Here is a 19,705-nt window from a genome sequence, read left to right on the forward strand (position 1 = left end):
GCGGGCGGTGGAACGCGCACGCGGGACGCCCGGCGCCCGGGTGTTATGCGATCGTCATGACTAAAGCGCGGCGAAGTGCCGTACTGCGTCCAGCCGGGGGAAGTCGATGGCCGCCGGGGCCTCGGCGCGGAGCGCGGGCTTGGCGTTGTAGGCGACGCCGAGGCCGGCGGCCCGGACCATGTCGAGGTCGTTGGCGCCGTCGCCCACCGCGATCGTGTGCTCCAGGGGGATGCCGAGCCGGGTCGCCCAGCGGCGCAGGTGGGCCTCCTTCGCGGCCCGGTCGACGACGTCGCCCTCGACGGTTCCGGTGAGCCGGCCGCCCTCGATCCCGAGGTGGTTCGCGGCGGCGAAGTCGAGCCCGAGCCGGGAGGCGAGCGGCTCGAGGACCTGGATGAACCCGCCAGAGACGACCCCGACGGCGTGGCCGGCCGCGTGGAAGGCCGCGACGAGCTCCTCGGCGCCGGGGGAGAGCGTGACGGCGGCGCGGACCTGCCCGATCACCGACTCGTCCAGCCCCGCCAGGACGGCGACCCGGGCATGCAGGCTCTGGGCGAAGTCCAGCTCGCCGCGCATCGCGGCCTCGGTGACCGCGGCGACCTCCGCCTCCTTGCCGGCGTGTGCGGCGAGCATCTCGATGACCTCTTGCTCGATGAGCGTCGAATCGACGTCCATCACGAGCAGGAGCCGCGGCGCCGCCGCGAGCGCCGCCGGGACGACGGACAGGGACTCGCCCGCCGGCAGGAGCGCCCGGCCCGCGGCGGCTGCCGCGTGGACCGCCGTCGACGGGGTGCGCGGGGCCGGGACGAGCCGCCAGCCGGCCCCCGCCCCGCCGTCGAGCGCCTCGTGGTGCGTGATCGGGGCCCCGGCGTCCTCGAGGGCGCCCAGCAGGGCCGCGTCGGGCGAGCCCGCGCCGGCGTCGGCGTCGTTCCCGGGGCGGAGGTGGATCAGCGTCAAGGCGTTGTGCATGGCCCGATTCTCCCCGGACCGGGGTCCGGGCCGCGAATCATGACGGATTCTTCCCGCGCCGCCACGGCGTATCGTTTGGGCCGATCGGCGGGAACTGGCCTAGTGTCTTGTCCATGACTGAAGTGCTGGGCCTGGCCGACGTTTCCGTGGTGCGCGGACGCAAGAACCTCCTCGACGGCGTGGACTGGCAGGTCCGCGAGGGCGAGCGCTGGGTGGTCCTCGGGCCGAACGGCGCGGGCAAGACGACCCTGCTGCAGATCGCGGGAGCGCGCATGCACCCCACGCGCGGCCTCGCCGGCGTGCTGGGGGAGGTCCTCGGCGCCGTCGACGTGTTCGAGCTGCGTCCCCGCATCGGCCTGTCCTCCGCGGCCCTCGCCGCGCAGATCCCCGAGCAGGAGACGGTCCTGGACGTCGTCGTCACCGCGTCCTACGGCTTCACGGGGCGCTGGCGCGAGGCCTACGAGCAGATGGACGAGCGGCGCGCGTTCCGGCTCCTGCACGAGTGGGGCATGTCCACGATGATCAACCGCCGCTTCGGCTCCCTGAGCGAGGGCGAGCGCAAGCGCGTCCAGATCGCCCGGGCCCTCATGACCGATCCCGAGCTCCTGCTCCTGGATGAGCCCGGCGCCGGGCTCGACCTCGCCGGGCGCGAGGACCTCGTCGCGCGGCTCGGCGAGCTCGCGCGGGACCCGGAGGCGCCGGCGATGGTCCTGGTCACCCACCACCTCGAGGAGGTCCCGCCGGGCTTCACACACGCACTGCTGCTGCGCGACGGCGGAGTCGTCGCGGCCGGCGCCCTGGAGGAGACGCTGACGGAGGAGTACCTCTCCGCGGCGTTCGGCCTCCCGCTGACGGTGACGGAGAACGCGGGCCGGTACACGGCCGTCGCGCGCCGCGACGCCTAGCCCGGCGTGCTGGAGTTCTGGCGCGAAGCGCTCATCCTCTTCTCCGGCCTGTGGGCCGGAACGATCAACACGATCGTCGGTTCCGGTTCGCTCGTGACCTTCCCCGTGCTCGTGGCCCTCGGCTACGCGCCGGTCAGCGCGGTCATCTCCAACGCCATGGGGCTCGTGGCCGGCGGCTTCTCCGGGGCGTGGGGGTACCGCCGCGAGGCCGCGAGCGTCCCGAAGACCCTGCTGAAGCTGCTGCCCGTCTCGCTCCTGGGCGGGCTCGCGGGCGCCTACCTGCTCCTCCACCTGCCGGAGACGGTGTTCGGCTACGTGGCCCCCGTGCTGATCGTCGTGGCGGTCCTGCTCGTCGCGTTCCAGCCGCGCCTGTCGGCGTGGGCCAGGAAGCGGCAGGAGGTCGGGCACGTCCCGCCGGATCAGGCCGACGCCCAGAAGCTCCCCCCGGTCCTGTACGTCCTGGTGTTCCTCATCGGCGTCTACGGCGGCTACTTCACCGCGGCCCAGGGGATCCTGCTCATGGGCGTCCTCGGCGTGCTCTTCCACGGCACGCTCCAGCAGTCCAACGCGATCAAGGTCATCCTGAGCCTCGTCGTGAACCTCGTCGCCGCGTGCTCGTACCTGATCTTCGCGTTCGACCGCATCCACTGGCCCGTCGTCGCGCTCATCGCCGGCGGTTCGCTCATCGGCGGCTTCCTGGGCGCGCGGATCGGGCGGCGGCTCTCGCCCGGCGTCCTGCGCGCCGTCATCATCGCCCTCGGCCTCGTGGCGCTCGCGAACATGCTCATGAGACTCGTGGCGCCGTGACCCTCATCCACCTCGAGGACGCCGCCGATCCGCGCGTCGCTGACTACGTCGCCCTGAGCGACGCGGCCCTGCGCCAGCGCACGGACCCCGAGCGCGGGCTCTACATCGCCGAGAGCTCCAAGGTCCTGCGCCGCGCCCTCGCCGCGGGCCACCGGCCGCGCTCCTTCTTCCTGGCCCCGAAGTGGCTCGACGGGCTCGCGGACGTCCTCGCCGGGCACCCGGACGTGCCAGCGTTCGTGGGCGCCCCGGGCCTGCTCGAGCAGATCACCGGCTTCCACCTGCACCGCGGGGCCCTCGCGGCCATGCACCGGCCCGGGCCCCGGGAACCGGCGGAGCTGCTGGAGGGGGCGAACCGGGTCGCGATCCTGGAGGACATCGTCGACCACACGAACCTCGGCGCGATCTTCCGCTCGGCGGCCGCCCTCGGCATCGACGCGGTCCTCGTGAGCCCGCGCTGCGCGGATCCGCTCTACCGGCGCTCCATCCGGGTCTCCATGGGGGCGGTCTTCCAGGTGCCGTGGGCGCGTCTCGGGAGCTGGGACGAGACGGTCGGGCTGCTGCGCCGGGCCGGGTTCTCCCTGGCCGCGCTCGAGCTGACGGGGGAATCGGAGGCGGTCGACGCCGTCGCCGCCGAGAACCCCGAGCGGCTGGCCCTGCTGCTGGGCACGGAAGGGGCCGGAGTCTCGGCGCAGGCCCTCGACGCGGCCGATCGGACCGTGATGATTCCGATGCGAGCCGGCGTCGATTCGCTCAACGTCGCCGCTGCCTCCGCGGTGGCCTTCTGGGAGCTACGCCACCGCGCATGAGCGCACCTGAGGGTTCGCACGAGTGGTGCGGCCCGCCGGCTTGGGGCAGCGGGCGGCCTGCGTTATAGTGGAAAGTCGGTTCCGTGCCTCACGGAACATGATCCCGAATGGCCGCTGGCAAAATCCAGGGGCTCGAACAAAGGTTTATTCATGAAGGCAAACACCCACCCGCAGTACGCCCAGATCGTGTTCAACGACCTGGCCTCCGGCGAGAAGTTCCTGACCCGCTCCACCGCGACGAGCAACAAGACCATCGAGTGGGAGGACGGCAACACCTACCCGGTCATCGACGTCGAGATCTCCGCCGCGTCGCACCCCTTCTACACGGGCAAGCAGCGCATCATGGACTCCGCCGGCCGCGTGGAGCGCTTCAACGCGCGCTTCAAGAACTTCGGCAAGAAGTAGCCTTCACGACGCGCCGCCGGCGCGCCGACGCAAGGGGCCCCGACGGGGCCCCTTCCGCGTTTAAGGACCGCTCCCGACGGCCGGCGTCCCTAGAATGGATCCCATGCCCCAGGACCACCACAGCACCGTCCCGAGCCCTTCCCCGCACGACGCCGGAGCCCGGCCCGGGCACGACGCAGGCCCGGGTGCCGGCCCGGCCGACGGCGCCGCCGCGGCTGATGTCCTGCACCGCGGAGCGTACAAGGTGCCCGGTGGCAAGCTCGTCGCCGTCGAGCTGCGCACCGGGCCCACCGACGGCGCCGGCCCCGCCATCATCACCGAGGCGAGCGTCAACGGCGACTTCTTCCTCGAACCCGACGAGGCCCTCGAGGACCTCAACGCCGCGCTGTGCGGCCTTCCTGCCGACGCGCCCCACGCCGAGCTGCGCGACGCCGTGGCCCGGGGGCTGCGGCCCGGAGCGGTGATGACGGGCTTCGACGCCGCGGCCGTCGCCACGGCAGCCCGGCGCGCCCTCGGCCACGCCACGACGTGGGAGGACCACGCGTGGGAAGTCATCGCCCCGGAACCGCTGCCCATCGCCGTCAACGTCGCGCTCGACGAGGTCCTCACGCGGGAGGTCGCCGCCGGGACGCGGAACCCGACCCTGCGCCTGTGGGACTGGACCGAGAAGGCCGTGGTCATCGGGAGCTTCCAGTCCCTGCGCAACGAGGTGGACGCCGAGGCCGCGGAGCGCCATGGGGTGACCGTCGTGCGGCGCATCAGCGGGGGCGGCGCCATGTTCATGGAGGCCGGCAACTGCATCACCTACTCGCTCTACCTGCCCGCCTCGCTCGTCGACGGGATGTCCTTCGCCGATTCCTACGCCTTCCTGGACGCGTGGGTCATGGAGGCCCTGGCCGGGCTCGGCGTGCGGGCCTTCTACAAGCCGCTCAACGACATTGCCACCGACGACGGGAAGATCGGCGGCGCAGCGCAGAAGCGACTGGCCGGGGGCGGGCTGCTGCACCACGTGACCATGAGCTACGACATCGACGCGGACAAGATGACCGAGGTCCTGCGGATCGGCCGGGAGAAGCTCTCCGACAAGGGGATCGCGAGCGCCAAGAAGCGCGTCGACCCGCTCAAGCGCCACACCGGGCGGAGCCGCGGGGAGATCATCGAGGCGATGATGCAGACCTTCACCCGGCGCTACGGTGCGTCCCGGGGCGGCCTGGATGCCGCAACGCTCCACCGGGCCCGGGAGCTCGCGGAGGAGAAGTTCCTCGATCCGGGCTGGACCTCGCGCGTTCCCTGACCGGGCCGCCATGCTAGGGCCCGTGCCGCCGCACGCCGCGGCGGCACCCGCGTCTTCGGTGACGGGCTGCCGGGCTAGACGACGACGGACTGCGCGCGCAGGCTGCGCGCCAACTGGTCACGCTGCTCGAGGATGATCCGGCGCAGGGCGCGCGGCGCGTCGTCGTTCGAGCGCAGCCAGGCATCCGCCGCGGCCAGGACGGGGTGGTCCGTCGGGCCCTCCTCGCCGAGGTCCTGGGCGCCGGGAAACAGCCCCTGGACCACGCGCGTCGCCTGCCCGATGCTCATGCGCTCCCAGAGGCCCCGCAACGCGGGCCAGTACTCGGCGTAGAACGGATCGAGCAGCGCGTGCCCGCCGACCATGAACCCGGCCACGACGGCGCTCAGGCGGTCGTTGGACAGCTCCCGGCCCGCCGCGTCCCGGCCGCTCAGCGCGGCGTCCCACGCCGCGCGCTTGACGTTGGCCTCGCGCCGCGAGGCCAACGCAAGCGCGTGCCCGACGGACGCCGCGGCCGAGGGGCGCAGCACGAGCTCCGCCTCGAGGCGCTCGGCGTCGACGAGTCCCCGCGCCGCCGCGGCCTGCAGGAGGGCCCAGCGCAACTCCTCGTCGACGACGAGGCCGTCCACGGGATGCGCCTCGCCGAGGAGCGCCTCGACGAAGTCGTCGAGGCCGCCGTCGCGCGCCAACGAGACGAGGGAGCGCGCGAAGGCGAGCTGCAGGTCGGAACCCGGCGCCGCGCTGTCCAGATGCCCCCGCAGCGCCGCGGCCAGGAGCCGGTGCTCCTCACGGCGGACGGCGGGCGGGCAATAGAGCCTCACGGCCGTCCCGGCCTGGGACAGGAGCGTCGCGAGGACGCCGACGTCGCCCACGGAACCCGCCATGCGCCGCACGGCGTCCAGGAACCGCGGGGCCTCGAGGGCCGCGTCCCGCACCATGTTCCACAGGGAGGCCCAGGCGGTCGCGCGGGCGAGCGGTTCGCGCAGGGTGTCGAGGTGCCCGAGGAGGACCTCGAGGGACCCGTCGTCGAAGCGGACCTTGGCATAGCTCAGGTCGGCGTCGTTCGGCAGCAGCAGCGCGGGGCGCGGGCGGCCGGCCAGCCCGGACAGCTCCACCGAGGCGCCGGCGATCTCCGCCTCGAGGCTTCCCGTGCGTTCGAGGGCCCCGTCGCGGAGCTCGAACGAGCCCACCCGCAGCACGTGGGGCCGCAGGACCTCCGCCCCCGTGGCGGGGTCGAGCCCCTCCTGGACGAGCCGCGCGGAGGTGACGGCCCCGGCGTCGTCCTCGTCCAGCTCGATCCCGAGCACGGGCACTCCCGCCGTCTGCAGCCAGGCACGGGACCAGGTGCCCATGTCCCGGCCCGAGGCCTCGGCGAGGACGTCGAGGAAGTCCTGCAGGGACGTGTTGCCGTAGGCGTGGCGGCGGAAGTAGGCGCGCGTCGCCTCCTCGAACGCGTCGCGCCCGACGAACGCGGCGAGCTGCTTGAGGACCGAGGCGCCCTTCGCGTAGGTGATCCCGTCGAAGTTCTGGCGGGCCGCCTCGAGGTCGCCGATGTCGGCGACGATCGGGTGGGTCGTGGGCAGCTGGTCCTGCACGTACGCCCAGGCCTTGCGCCGGTTGGCGAACGTCGTCCACGCCGTCTCGAAGTCCGTCGCCTCGTCGACGGCGAGCGTGCCCATGTAGTCGGCGAACGATTCCTTGAGCCAGAGGTCGTCCCACCAGCGCATCGTCACGAGGTCGCCGAACCACATGTGCGCCATCTCGTGCATGATCGTGTTCGCGCGGGCCTCGTACTGGGCCTCGGTGGCGCGGGACGTGAAGACGTAGTGTTCCGTGAACGTCACGAGGCCGGGGTTCTCCATGGCGCCGAGGTTGTACTCCGGGACGAACGCCTGGTCGTACTTGCCCCACGGGTACGGGTAGTCGAAGAGCCGGTGGAAGAAGTCGAGCCCGCGCTTGGTCACGTCGAAGACCGCCTCCGCGTCGAAGTGCGGGGCGAGCGAGGCGCGGCAGGACGCGCCGAGCGGGATCGTCAGGGAGGTGCCGTCGGGCATCGTCCCCTCCCAGCTGTCCGTCACGTAGTGGTACGGGCCGGCGAGGATGGTCGTGATGTAGGTCGACATCCGCTCCGTCGGGGCGAAGGTCCACGTCGCCGTCCCGTCGCCGTGGTCCTCGACCGTGTCGGCAGAGCGGTTCGAGGCCACGTGCCAGCCGCGCGGGGCGCGGACGGAGAAGGTGAAGGAGGCCTTGAGGTCCGGCTGCTCGAAGTCGGCGAAGACCCGGCGGGCGTCGGCGGGCTCGTACTGCGTGTAGAGGTAGACCGCCCCGTCCGCCGGGTCCGTGAAGCGGTGCAGCCCCTCGCCGCTGCTGCTGTAGAGCGCGGTGCCGTGGACGGTGGCCGTGTTGTGCTCCCGCAGTCCGGCCAGGGTGATCCGGGACGGGCCCGCGCACCGGGCGGGGTCGAGGGCCTCGCCGTTGAGCTCGACCGCGTCGACGCCGCCGTGGATGAAGTCCAGGAAGGTCGCGGCCCCGGGCTCGGCGCAGTCGAACTCGACCGTGGTGCGCGAGGGATATCCCGTGGCGCCGGGGTCCTCGGCTCCGGAGAGGTCGAGGAAGACCTCGTAGGAGCGCGTCGTCAGGATCCGCGAGCGTTCCGCGGCCTCCCCACGCGAGAGGTTGCGGCCGGTGTCCATGAGGGTGCTGTTCGGTTCCACGGTCCCATTCAATCATGAAATAAGTGTTTTAGATCACGTCGAGGCGATGATCCAGGCCGCCCCCAGGCCCGCCGCGGCGACCGCGGCCCACGCTACCAGCGCCACGCCGAGGGCCCGCCGGGCCTGGCCCAGGAGCTCGCGCGGCCGGATGGCGAAGCCCAGCCCCACGAGGGCCGCGCCCAGCAGGAGCTCCTGCGCCACGTGGGCCCCGTCCAGGACGGGTGCCGGCACCCAGCCGGTGGAGCGGAGCAGGCATGCGGCCGCGAAGCCGGCCACGAACCAGGGCACGAGCGGCGGACACCGGGAGGCCCCGGCGTCGTTCCCGGAACGGGCCAGCCAGCCGCCGGCGATCGCGACCGGGGCGAGCGCCAGGACCCGGACGAGCTTGACCACGACGGCGGCGGCGAGGGCCGCGGACCCCGCGGACTGCGCCGTAGCGACGACCTGCCCGACATCGTGGACCGAGGCTCCGACCCAGTGGCCGAACGCCACCGGGCCGAGGCCCAGCAGGAGGTTGGCCGCCGGCAGGGCGGCGATCGCGAGCGTCCCGCACAACGTCACGAGCGCCACGGGGAGCCCCGCGTCGCGCGAGGTGCCACGCGCCTGGGCGAGCGCGCCGACCGCGCTCGCGCCGCAAATGGAGAACCCCGCCGCCAGGAGGACCGGCTGGTCGCCCGGCAGCCCCGCGGCCCGGGCCGCCGCCCACGTGGCCGCGAAGGCGACGGCCACGACGCCGGCCACCGCGGCCAGGCCAGCCCAGCCGAGCGCCACGACGTCGGACAGCGCGAGCTGCAGGCCCAGCAGGACGATCCCGGCGCGCATGAGGTGCATCGCCGCGACGTCGAGCCCGGCGTCCAGCGACGCGCGGAAACGCACGGCGGCCCGGGGCAGCGGGACGGAGCCGAGGGCCAGGCCGAGGACGACGCACCACGTCAGCGCCGGGATGCCCGGCAGGATTCGGGCGGCGGCGAAGGCGAGGCCGACGGCGGCAGCGGCCGCGGCGAGGCCCGGCGCCAACGCCACGGCGCGGCGGCGCGGAGCCGGCACAGGGTACATGGGGATCCTTTCGGGCGGCTGTAACGCTACCCGCTTTCGACGCCGCGGCACGACACCGGCGCTTCGGGGATGCCAAGTCGGCCCCGGACGTGGTTATCTAGCTCTCATGTCCGATCTATTTGCCGACTATGCCGCAGCGCAGGACCGGTCCACGGCCTTCGACGAGATGTTCGAGCGCGACCACGCCGTCCGTGAGGCCTACCGCCAGGTGTCCGCGGCCCTCGGGGAACTGACCCCGGCGGACGTCGCGGCGCGCGCCGACTCGATGGCGCGCACGTTCCTGGACAAGGGCGTGACCTTCGACTTCGCGGGGGAGGAGCGGCCGTTCCCGCTGGACATCGTGCCCCGCGTCCTCTCCGGCGAGGAATGGCACGTCCTCGAGGTCGGCGTGGCCCAGCGCGTCAAGGCCCTCGAGGCGTTCCTCGACGACGTCTACGACAAGATGCACGTCGTCGCCGACGGCGTCGTCCCGCGCAAGCTCATCACCTCCAGCGCCCACTTCCACCGCCAGGTCCACGGCTTCAAGCCCGCCGGAGGGGTGCGCGTGCACATCTCCGGAATCGACCTCGTCCGCGACGAGGCCGGCACATTCCGCGTCCTCGAGGACAACGTGCGCGTGCCCTCGGGCGTCTCCTACGTCATGGAGAACCGGCGGGCCATGGCCAAGGGCCTGCCCGAGGCCTTCGGCCAGCAGAACATCCGGGGCGTCGACGAGTATCCGCGCCGGCTCCTCGCGGCGCTGCGCAAGACGGCGCCGGGCGGCGTCGAGGACCCCAACGTCGTCGTGCTGACCCCCGGCGTGTTCAACAGCGCCTACTTCGAGCACACGCTCCTCGCCGGCCTCATGGGCGTCGAGCTCGTCGAGGGGCGCGACCTGGTCTGCCGCGGCAACCGCGTCTACATGCGCACGACCGAGGGCGAACAGCGCGTGGACGTGATCTACAAGCGCATCGACGACGAGTTCTTCGACCCGCAGCAGTTCCGGGCCGACTCCGTGCTCGGCTGCCCCGGGATCATCAACGCCGCACGGGCCGGCAACGTCACGATCGCCAACGCGATCGGCAACGGCGTGGCCGATGACAAGCTCATCTACAGCTACGTCCCGGACCTGATCCGCTACTACCTGCACGAGGACCCCGTCATCCCCAACGTGGACACCTACCGGCTCGAGGAGCCCGCGGCCCGCGAGGAGGTCCTGGACCGGCTCGCGGAGCTCGTGGTCAAGCCCGTCGACGGATCCGGCGGCAAGGGCCTCGTGATCGGGCCGGATGCGAGCCGCGCCGAGCTCGACGCCCTGCGCGCCCGCGTCCTGAAGGACCCGCGCGGCTGGATCGCACAGCCGGTCCTGCAGCTCTCGACGGTGCCCACGATGGCCGGCGACCGCTTCAGCCCGCGCCACGTGGACCTGCGCCCCTTCGCCGTCAACGACGGCGACGACGTCTGGGTCCTGCCCGGCGGCCTGACCCGCGTGGCCCTGAAGGAGGGATCGCTCATCGTGAACTCCTCCCAGGGCGGCGGATCCAAGGACACGTGGGTCGTCGACGGCACGGCGGGACCCGCGGCGGCGCCGGCTTCCGGCTCCGGGTCCTCCCGCGCGGCCAGGAACGTGTGGCCCATCGAGGTCGGCACGCGGGATGCCGACCCCGACGGCCAGGCCGAGCAGCAGCAGCAGTGAACCCCACGGACACGACCCCCGACCCGCTGAAGGAGGAGACGACATGCTGAGCCGCATCGCCGAATCGCTGTTCTGGATCGGCCGCTACATCGAGCGGGCCGACGGGACCGCCCGCATCCTCGACGTCCACCTGGAACGACTCAACCAGCTCCCCCTCGCCGAGCAGCGCGTGGCCTCGCGGGAGCTCATGGCCGTCATGGGTGCGCGCACCGACGACGAGGACTTCGGCCTCGCCGAGCTGCTGCACCACATGGCCTACGACCGGGCCGACGCCGCCTCGATCGCCGGCGCCCTCGGGGCGGCCCGCGAGAACGCCCGGCGCGCCCGCGAGACCGTCTCCTCCTCCCTCTGGGAGGCGCTGAACACGACGTGGAACGGGTTGAGCCAGCACCGCAAGGACGTCGTCGGGACCTTCCGCTTCTGCCACTGGGTCCTCGAGCGCACGGCCATGGTCCGCGGCTCCGCGGACACGACCATGAGCAAGGACGAGTCGTGGAACTTCCTCGAGCTCGGCCGGGCCCTCGAAAAGGCGGACATGACGGCGAGGATGCTCTCGACGGCGGACACGCAGGCCTCCGGGCTGTCCTGGGTGAACATGCTGCGCTGCGCGGGCGCCTACGAGTCGTTCCTGCGCACGCAGCGCTCGGCCTTCGGCGAGAAGCACGCCGCCGAGTTCCTCCTGCTCGACCGGCTCTTCCCCCGCTCGATCGTCTACTCGCTCTCGGAGGCCGAGGCCTGCCTGCGGCGCCTGGACCCGTCCCTGCGCCGCGTCGGCTTCGACTCCGACGCCCGGCGGATCGTCGGCCAGGCCCGGTCCTTCCTCGAGTTCCATCCCTCGGACGACCTCCTGCAGGAACTGCCCGAGCACATGGAACGCGTCCAGAAGGCCTGCGCGCAGGCCTCCGACGCCGTCACCCGCAAGTACTTCTCGCGCGCGGCCGACACCGCGTGGGTTGGAGAAATCTCATGAGCCGACTGAAGATCCACCACACGACCCGCTACGACTACGAGGGGCGCGTCGGGCTCTCCTACAACGAGGCCCGGATGTCTCCGCTCACCGATGCGCAGCAAGTGGTCCTGGAGAGCACCGTCCAGGTGCTGCCCGGTGCCGGAGCCGTGCAGCAGTACCGGGACTACTGGGGCACGCGGGTCACCGCGTTCGACGTCGGCACGCCCCACGACTACCTGCAGGTCGACGCCGAGGCGACCGTCGAGGTGCACCGCTCCGAGCGTCCGGCGGGCGCCGAGCACCTGGCCGGCTGGGAGGTCCTGGGGGACGAGGCCGCCATGGGGGAGTTCTCCGACTGGCTTCCGCAGTCGGCGCTGAGCGAGCCCGGCCCCGACGTCGTCGCGGCCGTCGCCCACCTGGCCGGCGCCGCGACGCCCCACGAGGCCGCGCTCGGCGTGCTGGCGTGGCTGCAGGAGAACGTCGAGTACGTTCCCGGCGTCACGGGCGTGCACTTCAAGGCCGAGGATGTCTGGGCGGAGCGTCGGGGCGTGTGCCAGGACCTGGCGCACCTTGGGATCGGCGCCCTGCGTTCGCTCGGCATCCCCGCGCGCTACGTCTCCGGCTACATCCACCCGCGGCCGCAAGCGGCGATCGGGGAGACCGTGGCCGGGCAGTCGCACGCCTGGGTCGAGTGGTGGGACGGCGAGTGGAGGTCGTGGGATTCGACCAACCACAAGCCGGCCAGCGACCTGCACGTCTCGGTCGCGCGCGGGCGGGACTACCGCGACGTGAGCCCGCTCAAGGGCATCCAGGCCGGTGGCCGCGGCGTCACGCTCGACGTCAGCGTCAAGGTCACGCGCCTGGCCTGAGCGCCTACCAGGCCGAGGGCCGGTAGTCCTTGATGAAGCAGCCGTAGAGGTCCGTGCCGCGCTCGCCCTCCACGATGGGGTGGTAGACGCGGGCGGCGCCGTCGACGAGGTCGAGCGGCGCGTGCCAGCCCTCGGCCGCGTGCCGCACCTTGTCCGCATGCGGGCGCTCGTCCGTGATCCACCCGGTGTCGACGGCGGTCATGAGGATGCCGTCGGTCTCGAGCATCTCCTCGGCGGACGTCCTGGTGAGCATGTTCAGGGCGGCCTTGGCCATGTTCGTATGGGGGTGGCCCGCGCCCTTGTAGCGGCGCGAGAACTGGCCCTCCATGGCGGAGACGTTCACGATGTACTTCCGCCGTGCGGGCGAGGCCGCCAGGGCGGGGCGGAGGCGGCCGGCCAGGAGGAACGGGGCCGTGACGTTGCAGAGCTGGACCTCGAGGAGTTCGAGGGCGTCGACGGATCCCAGGACCTGCGTCCAGCTGTTCTCCGAGACGAGGTCCGGGACGAGCCCTCCGGCGTCGATCGCGGTGCCCTCGGCGATCCGGGCGAGCGAGGCCGAGCCGGCGGTCATCGCGAGCTCGGCAAGGCGCGCGGGTTCCACCGTCGACGGCGCCAGGAGCGCGCCGGCCTCGAGGTCGAACGCCGCGGCGAGGGCCTGCGGGTGCGCCTCGGGCGGGTGTCCCGCGCCCCAGACCTCGGGGCCGCCGCCGGCCGGGGTGAGCTCCCGCGGCAGCGGCGCCTCCTCGGCCTCGATGAGGTGGCGGTACGAGTTCGACGTGCGGCGCACCGTCTGGGCCGCGTTGTTGATCAGGATGTCGAGGTGCCCCTCGCCGAGGAGCCGGTCGGTGAGCGCGACGACCTGCGAGGGATCGCGCAGGTCGATCCCGACGATCCTCAGGCGGTGCAGCCACTCGGCGCTGTCCGGCAGGGCGGCGAAGCGGCGGGCCGCGTCCCGCGGGAAGCGCGTCGTGATGGTCGTGTGGGCGCCGTCGCGCAACAGGCGCAGGGCGATGTGCATGCCGATCTTGGCGCGTCCGCCCGTGAGCAGGGCGCGGCGGCCGGAGAGGTCCGTGCCGGCGGTGCGCCAGTGGCGGCCGTCGGCCGCGCACCTCGGGCACAGGAGGTGGTGGAAGGCGTCGACGGTCGTGAAGGGCTGCTTGCAGACGTAGCACTTGCGCGGCTGGCGGTACTCGCCCGCCGTCGCCCCGGGAGCCGTCGAGGTCAGCGGCAGGCCCTCCGTCTCGTCGTCGAGGCGGTCGGCCGCGCCCGTGGCCGTGAGCTCCATCAGGCGGCGGTCGGCCTCGAGCTCCTCCTGGCGGGCCAGCGTGCGCCGGTGCCGCTTGACCTCCTTGAACATCTTGCCCGTGGCGCGGCGCACGGCGACGAAGCGCTCGTCGTCGTCGGGCAGCGTGTGCACGGCCGCGAGGACGCGCAGGCAGGCCGCGAGGTCCTCGGGGGAGAAGGGCTGGTCGTCGGATTCCGCGGCGGAACGGGGCGTGCTTGCATCACTCATGTCGGGGACACCCTATCGCCCGGGGGCCGCGATCGCGGCATCGTGGAGGCCCGGGCGGGGGGCCGGGGCGTTTCCGGGCCCGGCCCCCTCCGCCCCGGCGGCCCGCTCAGTCCCGCGCGGCGACGCGCCCCGGCTGCGGCACGACGAGCTGTCCCTTGCTCAGCACCGTCAGCCCGGACGGGGTCACGGTGAAGCCGCGGGCGCGGTCGGCCTCGGGGTCCACGCCGATCTCGACCCCGTCGGGGACGACGACGTTCTTGTCGATGATCGCGTGGTGGATCCTCGCGCCGGCCCCGACCTTCACGTTGTCCAGCAGGACGGAGCGCGAGACGTGGGCCCCCTGGGAGACCTCGACGTCGGTTCCCAGGACGGAATTCTCGACGAGCGCGCCGGAGACGAGGACGCCCGCCGCGAGGATCGAGTCGTGGGCCTGGCCGGGCGTTCCGTCGGCCCCGCGCACCATCTTGGCGGGAGGGGAGACGGTCGGCCGGGTGAAGATCGGCCACTGCCGGTTGTAGAGGTTGAATTCCGGGATCGGGGCGATGAGGTCCATGTGGGCCTCGAAGTAGGAATCCAGCGTGCCCACGTCGCGCCAGTAGCGGCTGCCGTCGCTGGCCTCCCCGGGGACGGGGTTGAGCGTGAAGTCGTACACGGCGCAATCACGCCGTTCGACGAAGGAGGGGATGATGTCCCCGCCCATGTCGTGGGCCGTGTCGTCGCGGAGGGCGTCCTGCTCGAGGGCCTCGACGAGGGCGTCGGCGTTGAAGATGTAGTTGCCCATCGAGGCCAGGAAGCTCTCCGGGTCGTCGGCGAGCCCGGCCGTGGTCTCGGGCTTCTCCACGAAGCCGGAGATGAGCTGCGGCGCGTCGGGGTCGACCTCGATGACGCCGAACTGGTTCGCGAGCGAAAGCGGCTGGCGGACGGCGGCGACGGAGGCCGAGACGCCGGCGGCGATATGGGCCTCGAGCATCTCGGAGAAGTCCATCCGGTACACGTGGTCCGCCCCGACCACGACGACGTAGTCCGGGTTGGCGTCCGTGATCAGGTTCTTGGACTGCAGGATCGCATTGGCCGAGCCGAGGAACCACTCCTTGCCGAGGCGCTGCTGGGCCGGCACGCTGGCGACGTAGTTGTTCAGCTGTCCGGAAAGCCGCCAGGTCTCGGAGATGTGGCGGTCCAGACTGTGGGACTTGTACTGCGTGAGGACGACGACCTGGTAGTAGCCGGAGTTGACGACGTTGGACAGGGCGAAGTCGATCAGGCGATAGCCGCCGCCGAACGGGACGGCCGGTTTGGCGCGGTCCGCCGTCAGCGGCATGAGCCGCTTTCCCTCGCCGCCGGCAAGCACGATGGCGAGGACCTTCTTCGTGGGCATGGGCACTCCCTCGTTTCCTAGGGCCGGCGTGGCCTGCCGACCTCGACGATCACCACAATGTCACACTATGTGACCGGGCTCGCACCGACTACGTTGTGAGTGTGCGAGTAGACATTGTTACCAAGGAATTCCCGCCCACGATCTACGGCGGGGCCGGCGTCCACGTCGCGGAGCTCGGGCGCGTGCTGGCCCCGCGGCTCGAGCTGCGCATCCGTGCCTTCGGCGATCCGCGGCCCGAGGACTACCACGGCGCGCTCGTCTCCAGCTACGGCGTCCCGCCCGGCCTCGGCTCGGCGAACGCCGCGCTCCAGACGCTGGGCACCGATCTGGAGATCGTGCAGGACCTGGCCGGCGCCGAGCTCGTGCATTCCCACACCTGGTATGCCAACATGGCCGGCCATTGGGGATCGCTCCTGCACGGCATCCCGCACGTCGTTTCGGCGCACTCGCTCGAGCCGCTGCGCCCGTGGAAGGCGGAGCAGCTCGGTGGAGGGTACGCGCTGAGCTCGTGGGCGGAGTCGACCGCCTACCATGCCGCCGCCGCGGTCATCGCCGTCTCGGCGGGCATGCGGGCCGACATCCTACGCGCCTATCCGGGAATCGACCCGGACCGCGTCCACGTGGTCCACAACGGGATCGACGTCGACGCGTGGTCCGACGCCCCCGGTACGGACACGCTCGAGGGTCTCGGCATCGATCCGGACCGCCCCACGGTCGCCTTCGTCGGCCGCATCACGCGGCAGAAGGGCGTTCCGTACCTCTTGCGGGCCGCGGCCCAGTTGCCGCCCGAGGTCCAGCTGGTGCTGTGCGCGGGCGCCGCGGACACGCCGGAGCTGGCCGCGGAGGTCGCCGGGCTCGTGGAGGGGCTGAAGTCCTCGCGCGACGGCGTCGTCGTCATCGAGCGCATGCTCCCGCGGCGCGAGCTCAGCCAGGTGCTCGCCCAGGCCACCGTCTTCGCGTGCCCGTCGATCTACGAGCCGCTGGGCATCGTGAACCTCGAGGCGATGGCCTGTGGAACGGCCGTCGTCGCGAGCGCCACGGGCGGGATCCCGGAGGTCGTCGCGGACGGCGAGACCGGGTACCTCGTGCCCCTCGAACAAGTCCAGGACGGCACCGGCACGCCCCTGGATCCGGAGGGCTTCGTCCGGGACTTCGCCGCGGCCCTCGTCCGGGCCCTCGGGGATCCGGAGCGGGCCCGGGCCATGGGAGCCGCGGGCCGCCGCCGCGCCGCCGGGCACTTCTCCTGGGACGCCATCGCGGACAAGACCATCGAGGTCTACCGCTCGGCCCTCGCCTGACGGGACGCCGGGAGGACGACGCCGGACGCGCACCGGGGCGGTCGCGACCGGTTCCGCCCCGCCGCGGTGCGGTGACGGACGTCGCGGGGCCGTAGGACGGACGACGCCGGGCCGGCGCCCCACGTGGGGCGCCGGCCCGGCGTCAGTGGTGCCGAGGCGCGTGCGTCAGCGGGAGGCCGTGGAGACGCTCCGCGGGGCGTCCTTCTCGGCGGCCTTGCGCCGTGCGGCGAGGACCTTCTCGTCGACGGGGGCGTCGGCCGAGGCGCGGCGCAGGCGCTGGTACTCCATGGCCTCCTCCTGGCGTTCCGCCTCGATCCCCGTGGCGATCTCGGCCCGGAGGTGCTCCGGCGCGTAGCCGAACGCGTCGACGAGGTCCTGTGCGTGCGGACGCAGGCGGTTGAGGAGCCGGTTGAGGTACGGGCCGAGGGTCCGGGCGCGCTGGCCGGACAGACGGCCGTGCATGAGGTACCAGGCGAGGTCCTTCTCGATCAGGCCGAGCCCGAACAGGTCGCGGACCCAGGTGAGCACGGCGCGGGTGCCGGGGTCCTCCACGCGGGCGAGGCCCCGGGTGAAGGCCTCCCACTGGAGCAGCTCGGCGTGGGCCCGGGCGGCCTCGATGAGCTCGTTCTGGTGTTCGTTGAAGAGGGCGGCGGCGCGGTCCTGGGGCAGCTTCGCGGCACCTCGCAGGACGTCGGCGACCTCGGCGACCATCGAGCGCACGCGGTCCGTGAGCAGCTCCCGCTGGGTCTGCGGGTCCTTGAGGAAGTTGGCCGAGCGCTTCTCCGAGCCGGTGTCGGCCCAGGTCTGCGCGAGCTGCCGCAGACCCGTGCGGTGCAGGGCGGCGTTGCCCGCCTGGCGGACGACGTAGCGGGCGAGGACCCCCGCGTCGAGGTTGCGGAACTCCTCCGCGTAGTCGGAGAGCAGCCGCTTGGCCACGAGCTGGAGCAGGACGTTGTTGTCGCCCTCGAACGTCACGTAGATGTCGAGGTCGGCACGCAGGGCGGTGAAGCGGTTCTTGGCGATGAAGCCGGCCCCGCCGCAGGCCTCGCGGCATTCCTGGAGGATGTCCAGGGCGTTCCACGTCGAGAGGGGCTTGAGGGCGGCAGCGAGGGTCTCGAGGTCCTGCCGGTCCTCGTCCGTGTCGTGCGCTCCGGAGAAGACGTCGTCGAACTTCTCGAGCAGTTCCTCGTGGGCGAAGCCCATGGCGTAGGTCGTCGCGACGCGCGTGAGGAGGCGGCGCTGGTGGCGCTGGTAGTCGAGCAGCACCTCCTCGGTGGTGTCGGAGGAGGCGTTGAACTGGCGGCGCTGGTTGCCGTAGCCCACGGCGATCTGCAGGGCCGTCTTGCTCGCCGCGGCCGCCGCGCCGTCGAGGGACACGCGGCCCTGGACGAGGGTGCCGAGCATCGTGAAGAAGCGGCGCCCCGGGCTGGCGATGGGGGAGCTGTAGCTGCCGTCGGCGGCGACATCGCCGTAGCGGTTGAGCAGGTTGGTGCGCGGGACGCGGACGTTGGTGAAGTGCAGCCGGCCGTTGTCGATGCCGTTGAGTCCGCCCTTGAGGCCGTCGTCCTCGCCGCCCACACCGGGCAGGAAGTCGGCTCCGTCGCGGATGGGGACGTAGAAGGCGTGCACGCCGTGGTTGACGCCGCGCGTGACGAGCTGGGCGAAGACGACGGCGGCCTGGCCGTGGATGCCGGCGTTCCCGAGGTACTCCTTCCAGGCGGCGCGGAACGGCGTGTGGAGGACGAACTCCTCCGTCTCCGGTTCGTAGGTGGCCGTGGTCGCGATGCTGGCCACGTCCGATCCGTGCCCGATCTCGGTCATGGCGAAGGCGCCGGGGATCTCCAGGGAGAGGATGCCCGGGAGCCACTTCTCATGGTGCTCCTCGGTGCCCAGGTGCAGGACGGCCCCGGCGAAGAGGCCCCACTGGACGCCGGCCTTGATCTGGAGTGACGGATCGGCCGTGACGAGCTCCTCGAAGGCCGCGATGCTTCCACCGTGGTCGTCGCCGCCCCCGACGCCGCGGGGGAACGCGCGGGAGATCGCGTTCTCCTGGACGAGGAGCCGGAGCTGGTCGAAGACGCGGTCGCGGTGCTCGTCCATGGACTGGCCGTCGATGCGCTGGAACTCCGGGCGGGCCGCGAGGGCGCGAGAGGTCCGGCGGACGTCGGCCCACTTGCCGAGGAGCTGGGCGCCCAGCGCGTCGACGTCGACGCGGGGATCGGGAACGGGGGAGGTGGGGGTTTCCTGGGTCACTGCGTGGCCTTTCGTTCGGGTCGGTGTGCCGAGCTGGAGCGTTCGGCGGAGTCGGTGTCGGCGGGGCCCGCGGCGCCCTCGGCCGCGATGCCGTGGACGAGCCAGCGCAGCAGCGCCGCCGTGAGCTCGTCGCGCGTGGGCCGTGAGCGGTCTGCCGGCATCCGCAGCCAGGCCTCTCCGGTGGTGCGGACCATGCCGAGCGCGGCGCGCGGCCAGAACTCGAGGTCCGTGTCGGGGGCGCCGTGCCCGGGGTGGCCCGCGAGATAGCCGCGCATGTGCCCGGCCATCATCGAGGTGAGCTCGGCGAGGAAGTGGTCGAGGGGATCCGCGGTGCCGCCCGGGGACTCGCGGTCGGTGGAGGTGACGAAGAAGTACACGTTGGGGGACGTCTCCGCCATCGACAGGTAGGCGCCGACCATCGAGCCGAGCCCCTCGGCCTGCGAGGAGGCGTCCTGCATGGCGGACATGATGCGTTCGCGCATCGTCCCCACGACGATCTCGCCCATGGCGCGGCGCAGGCCGTCCTTGTCGCCGAAGTAGCGGTAGAAGACCGACTTGCTGGTGCCGGCCGCCGTGGCGAGGTCCTCCATCGAGGCCGCCGGGCCGAGCCGGTGGACGGCCTTGCGGGCGGCCTTGACGAGCGCGAGCTTGCGGGACTGGCGGTGGGCGTCCCAGCGGGCGGAGCGGCCGTCGCCGGGGGCGGCCGGGTGCCCGGCAAGGGGCGTGGCGGGGATGTTCACGATACCCAGCGTATCAGGTACGCTAGGTATCGGTAACCCTCGTCACACCGGCCGCGAGAAAGCACCTCCGGCCGCGGCGGGAC

16 protein-coding genes are annotated in these 19,705 nt (G+C 72.5%); 9 read left to right on the plus strand and 7 right to left on the minus strand.

The features are described from left to right. Positions 1–60: 60 nt before the first annotated feature. Positions 61–966 carry a phosphoserine phosphatase SerB gene (gene serB, locus ACQ3I4_RS02405; protein WP_329860139.1) on the minus strand — a complete coding sequence of 302 codons (906 nt, stop codon included), beginning with the start codon at positions 964–966 and terminating at the stop codon, positions 61–63. Positions 967–1,079: 113 nt separating this feature from the next. Between serB and ACQ3I4_RS02410 the strand changes: the two genes are divergently transcribed. The 5 genes from ACQ3I4_RS02410 to ACQ3I4_RS02430 all read left to right on the plus strand — a co-directional run bounded on the left by ACQ3I4_RS02410 (position 1,080) and on the right by ACQ3I4_RS02430 (position 5,183). Continuing rightward, positions 1,080–1,871, plus strand: a complete 792-nt coding sequence (locus ACQ3I4_RS02410; RefSeq protein WP_329860141.1) for an ABC transporter ATP-binding protein — start codon at positions 1,080–1,082, stop codon at positions 1,869–1,871. Between the two features lie 9 nt (positions 1,872–1,880). Continuing rightward, positions 1,881–2,678: a sulfite exporter TauE/SafE family protein gene (locus ACQ3I4_RS02415; protein WP_329860155.1), complete on the plus strand. Its 798-nt coding sequence runs from the start codon at positions 1,881–1,883 to the stop codon at positions 2,676–2,678. After that, a complete protein-coding gene (locus tag ACQ3I4_RS02420) occupies positions 2,675–3,484 on the plus strand; it encodes a TrmH family RNA methyltransferase (protein ID WP_329860142.1) in 810 nt (269 codons plus the stop codon). The genes ACQ3I4_RS02415 and ACQ3I4_RS02420 overlap by 4 nt, the downstream gene beginning before the upstream one ends. 150 nt (positions 3,485–3,634) lie before the next feature. Beyond that, positions 3,635–3,889, plus strand: a complete 255-nt coding sequence (locus tag ACQ3I4_RS02425; protein WP_329860144.1) for a type B 50S ribosomal protein L31 — start codon at positions 3,635–3,637, stop codon at positions 3,887–3,889. Between the two features lie 103 nt (positions 3,890–3,992). Further along, entirely contained in the window at positions 3,993–5,183 is a 1,191-nt protein-coding gene (locus ACQ3I4_RS02430; protein ID WP_329860145.1) for a lipoate--protein ligase family protein, read from the plus strand. Between the two features lie 74 nt (positions 5,184–5,257). Here the strand turns inward: ACQ3I4_RS02430 and pepN are convergent, their stop codons facing one another. Together pepN and ACQ3I4_RS02440 are read right to left on the minus strand one after the other, a co-directional pair. Then, complete coding sequence (gene pepN, locus ACQ3I4_RS02435; protein ID WP_329860146.1) at positions 5,258–7,894, minus strand: aminopeptidase N; 2,637 nt, start codon at positions 7,892–7,894, stop codon at positions 5,258–5,260. Between the two features lie 33 nt (positions 7,895–7,927). After that, entirely contained in the window at positions 7,928–8,950 is a 1,023-nt protein-coding gene (locus tag ACQ3I4_RS02440; RefSeq protein ID WP_329860147.1) for a YeiH family protein, read from the minus strand. A 106-nt stretch (positions 8,951–9,056) separates the two neighbouring features. Between ACQ3I4_RS02440 and ACQ3I4_RS02445 the strand changes: the two genes are divergently transcribed. From ACQ3I4_RS02445 to ACQ3I4_RS02455, 3 genes are read left to right on the plus strand one after another with little or no spacing between them, the layout of a single operon-like run. Beyond that, positions 9,057–10,625, plus strand: a complete 1,569-nt coding sequence (locus ACQ3I4_RS02445; protein ID WP_430632726.1) for a circularly permuted type 2 ATP-grasp protein — start codon at positions 9,057–9,059, stop codon at positions 10,623–10,625. A gap of 43 nt (positions 10,626–10,668) precedes the next feature. Further along, entirely contained in the window at positions 10,669–11,595 is a 927-nt protein-coding gene (locus ACQ3I4_RS02450) for an alpha-E domain-containing protein (RefSeq protein ID WP_329860149.1), read from the plus strand. After that, entirely contained in the window at positions 11,592–12,443 is an 852-nt protein-coding gene (locus ACQ3I4_RS02455; RefSeq protein WP_329860150.1) for a transglutaminase family protein, read from the plus strand. The genes ACQ3I4_RS02450 and ACQ3I4_RS02455 overlap by 4 nt, the downstream gene beginning before the upstream one ends. A 4-nt stretch (positions 12,444–12,447) precedes the next feature. Here ACQ3I4_RS02455 and ACQ3I4_RS02460 read toward each other — a convergent pair whose 3' ends face one another. Next, complete coding sequence (locus ACQ3I4_RS02460) at positions 12,448–13,956, minus strand: SDR family NAD(P)-dependent oxidoreductase (protein ID WP_329860151.1); 1,509 nt, start codon at positions 13,954–13,956, stop codon at positions 12,448–12,450. A 106-nt stretch (positions 13,957–14,062) separates the two neighbouring features. Beyond that, the gene (gene glgC, locus ACQ3I4_RS02465) at positions 14,063–15,337 is read right to left on the minus strand and encodes a glucose-1-phosphate adenylyltransferase (protein ID WP_329860152.1); all 1,275 of its coding nucleotides are present in this window, start codon (positions 15,335–15,337) and stop codon (positions 14,063–14,065) included. Between the two features lie 95 nt (positions 15,338–15,432). On the opposite strand from glgC, the gene glgA reads away from it, so the two are divergent. Beyond that, positions 15,433–16,629 carry a glycogen synthase gene (gene glgA / locus ACQ3I4_RS02470; RefSeq protein ID WP_329860153.1) on the plus strand — a complete coding sequence of 399 codons (1,197 nt, stop codon included), beginning with the start codon at positions 15,433–15,435 and terminating at the stop codon, positions 16,627–16,629. A 165-nt stretch (positions 16,630–16,794) separates the two neighbouring features. On the opposite strand, the gene ACQ3I4_RS02475 is transcribed toward glgA, so the two are convergent. Both ACQ3I4_RS02475 and ACQ3I4_RS02480 read right to left on the minus strand, forming a co-directional pair. Then, positions 16,795–18,882, minus strand: a complete 2,088-nt coding sequence (locus ACQ3I4_RS02475; RefSeq protein ID WP_430632727.1) for an acyl-CoA dehydrogenase — start codon at positions 18,880–18,882, stop codon at positions 16,795–16,797. Further along, entirely contained in the window at positions 18,879–19,622 is a 744-nt protein-coding gene (locus ACQ3I4_RS02480) for a TetR/AcrR family transcriptional regulator (protein ID WP_329861514.1), read from the minus strand. Before ACQ3I4_RS02480 ends, ACQ3I4_RS02475 begins: the two co-directional genes overlap by 4 nt. Between the last annotated feature and the right edge of the window lie 83 nt (positions 19,623–19,705).

The organism is Zafaria sp. Z1313 (assembly GCF_050563205.1).
In the GTDB taxonomy this organism is placed as follows: Bacteria; Actinomycetota; Actinomycetes; order Actinomycetales; family Micrococcaceae; genus JAZDCJ01.

Excerpts from the sequence above, each read along its gene's own strand:
- ACQ3I4_RS02460 (WP_329860151.1), bottom strand. The coding sequence starts at position 13,956 with ATGAGTGATGCAAGCACGCCCCGTTCCGCCGCGGAATCCGACGACCAG.
- ACQ3I4_RS02440 (WP_329860147.1), bottom strand. The coding sequence starts at position 8,950 with ATGTACCCTGTGCCGGCTCCGCGCCGCCGCGCCGTGGCGTTGGCGCCG.
- ACQ3I4_RS02430 (WP_329860145.1), top strand. The coding sequence starts at position 3,993 with ATGCCCCAGGACCACCACAGCACCGTCCCGAGCCCTTCCCCGCACGAC.
- ACQ3I4_RS02445 (WP_430632726.1), top strand. The coding sequence starts at position 9,057 with ATGTCCGATCTATTTGCCGACTATGCCGCAGCGCAGGACCGGTCCACG.
- ACQ3I4_RS02425 (WP_329860144.1), top strand. The coding sequence starts at position 3,635 with ATGAAGGCAAACACCCACCCGCAGTACGCCCAGATCGTGTTCAACGAC.
- ACQ3I4_RS02410 (WP_329860141.1), top strand. The coding sequence starts at position 1,080 with ATGACTGAAGTGCTGGGCCTGGCCGACGTTTCCGTGGTGCGCGGACGC.
- ACQ3I4_RS02450 (WP_329860149.1), top strand. The coding sequence starts at position 10,669 with ATGCTGAGCCGCATCGCCGAATCGCTGTTCTGGATCGGCCGCTACATC.
- ACQ3I4_RS02455 (WP_329860150.1), top strand. The coding sequence starts at position 11,592 with ATGAGCCGACTGAAGATCCACCACACGACCCGCTACGACTACGAGGGG.
- serB (WP_329860139.1), bottom strand. The coding sequence starts at position 966 with ATGCACAACGCCTTGACGCTGATCCACCTCCGCCCCGGGAACGACGCC.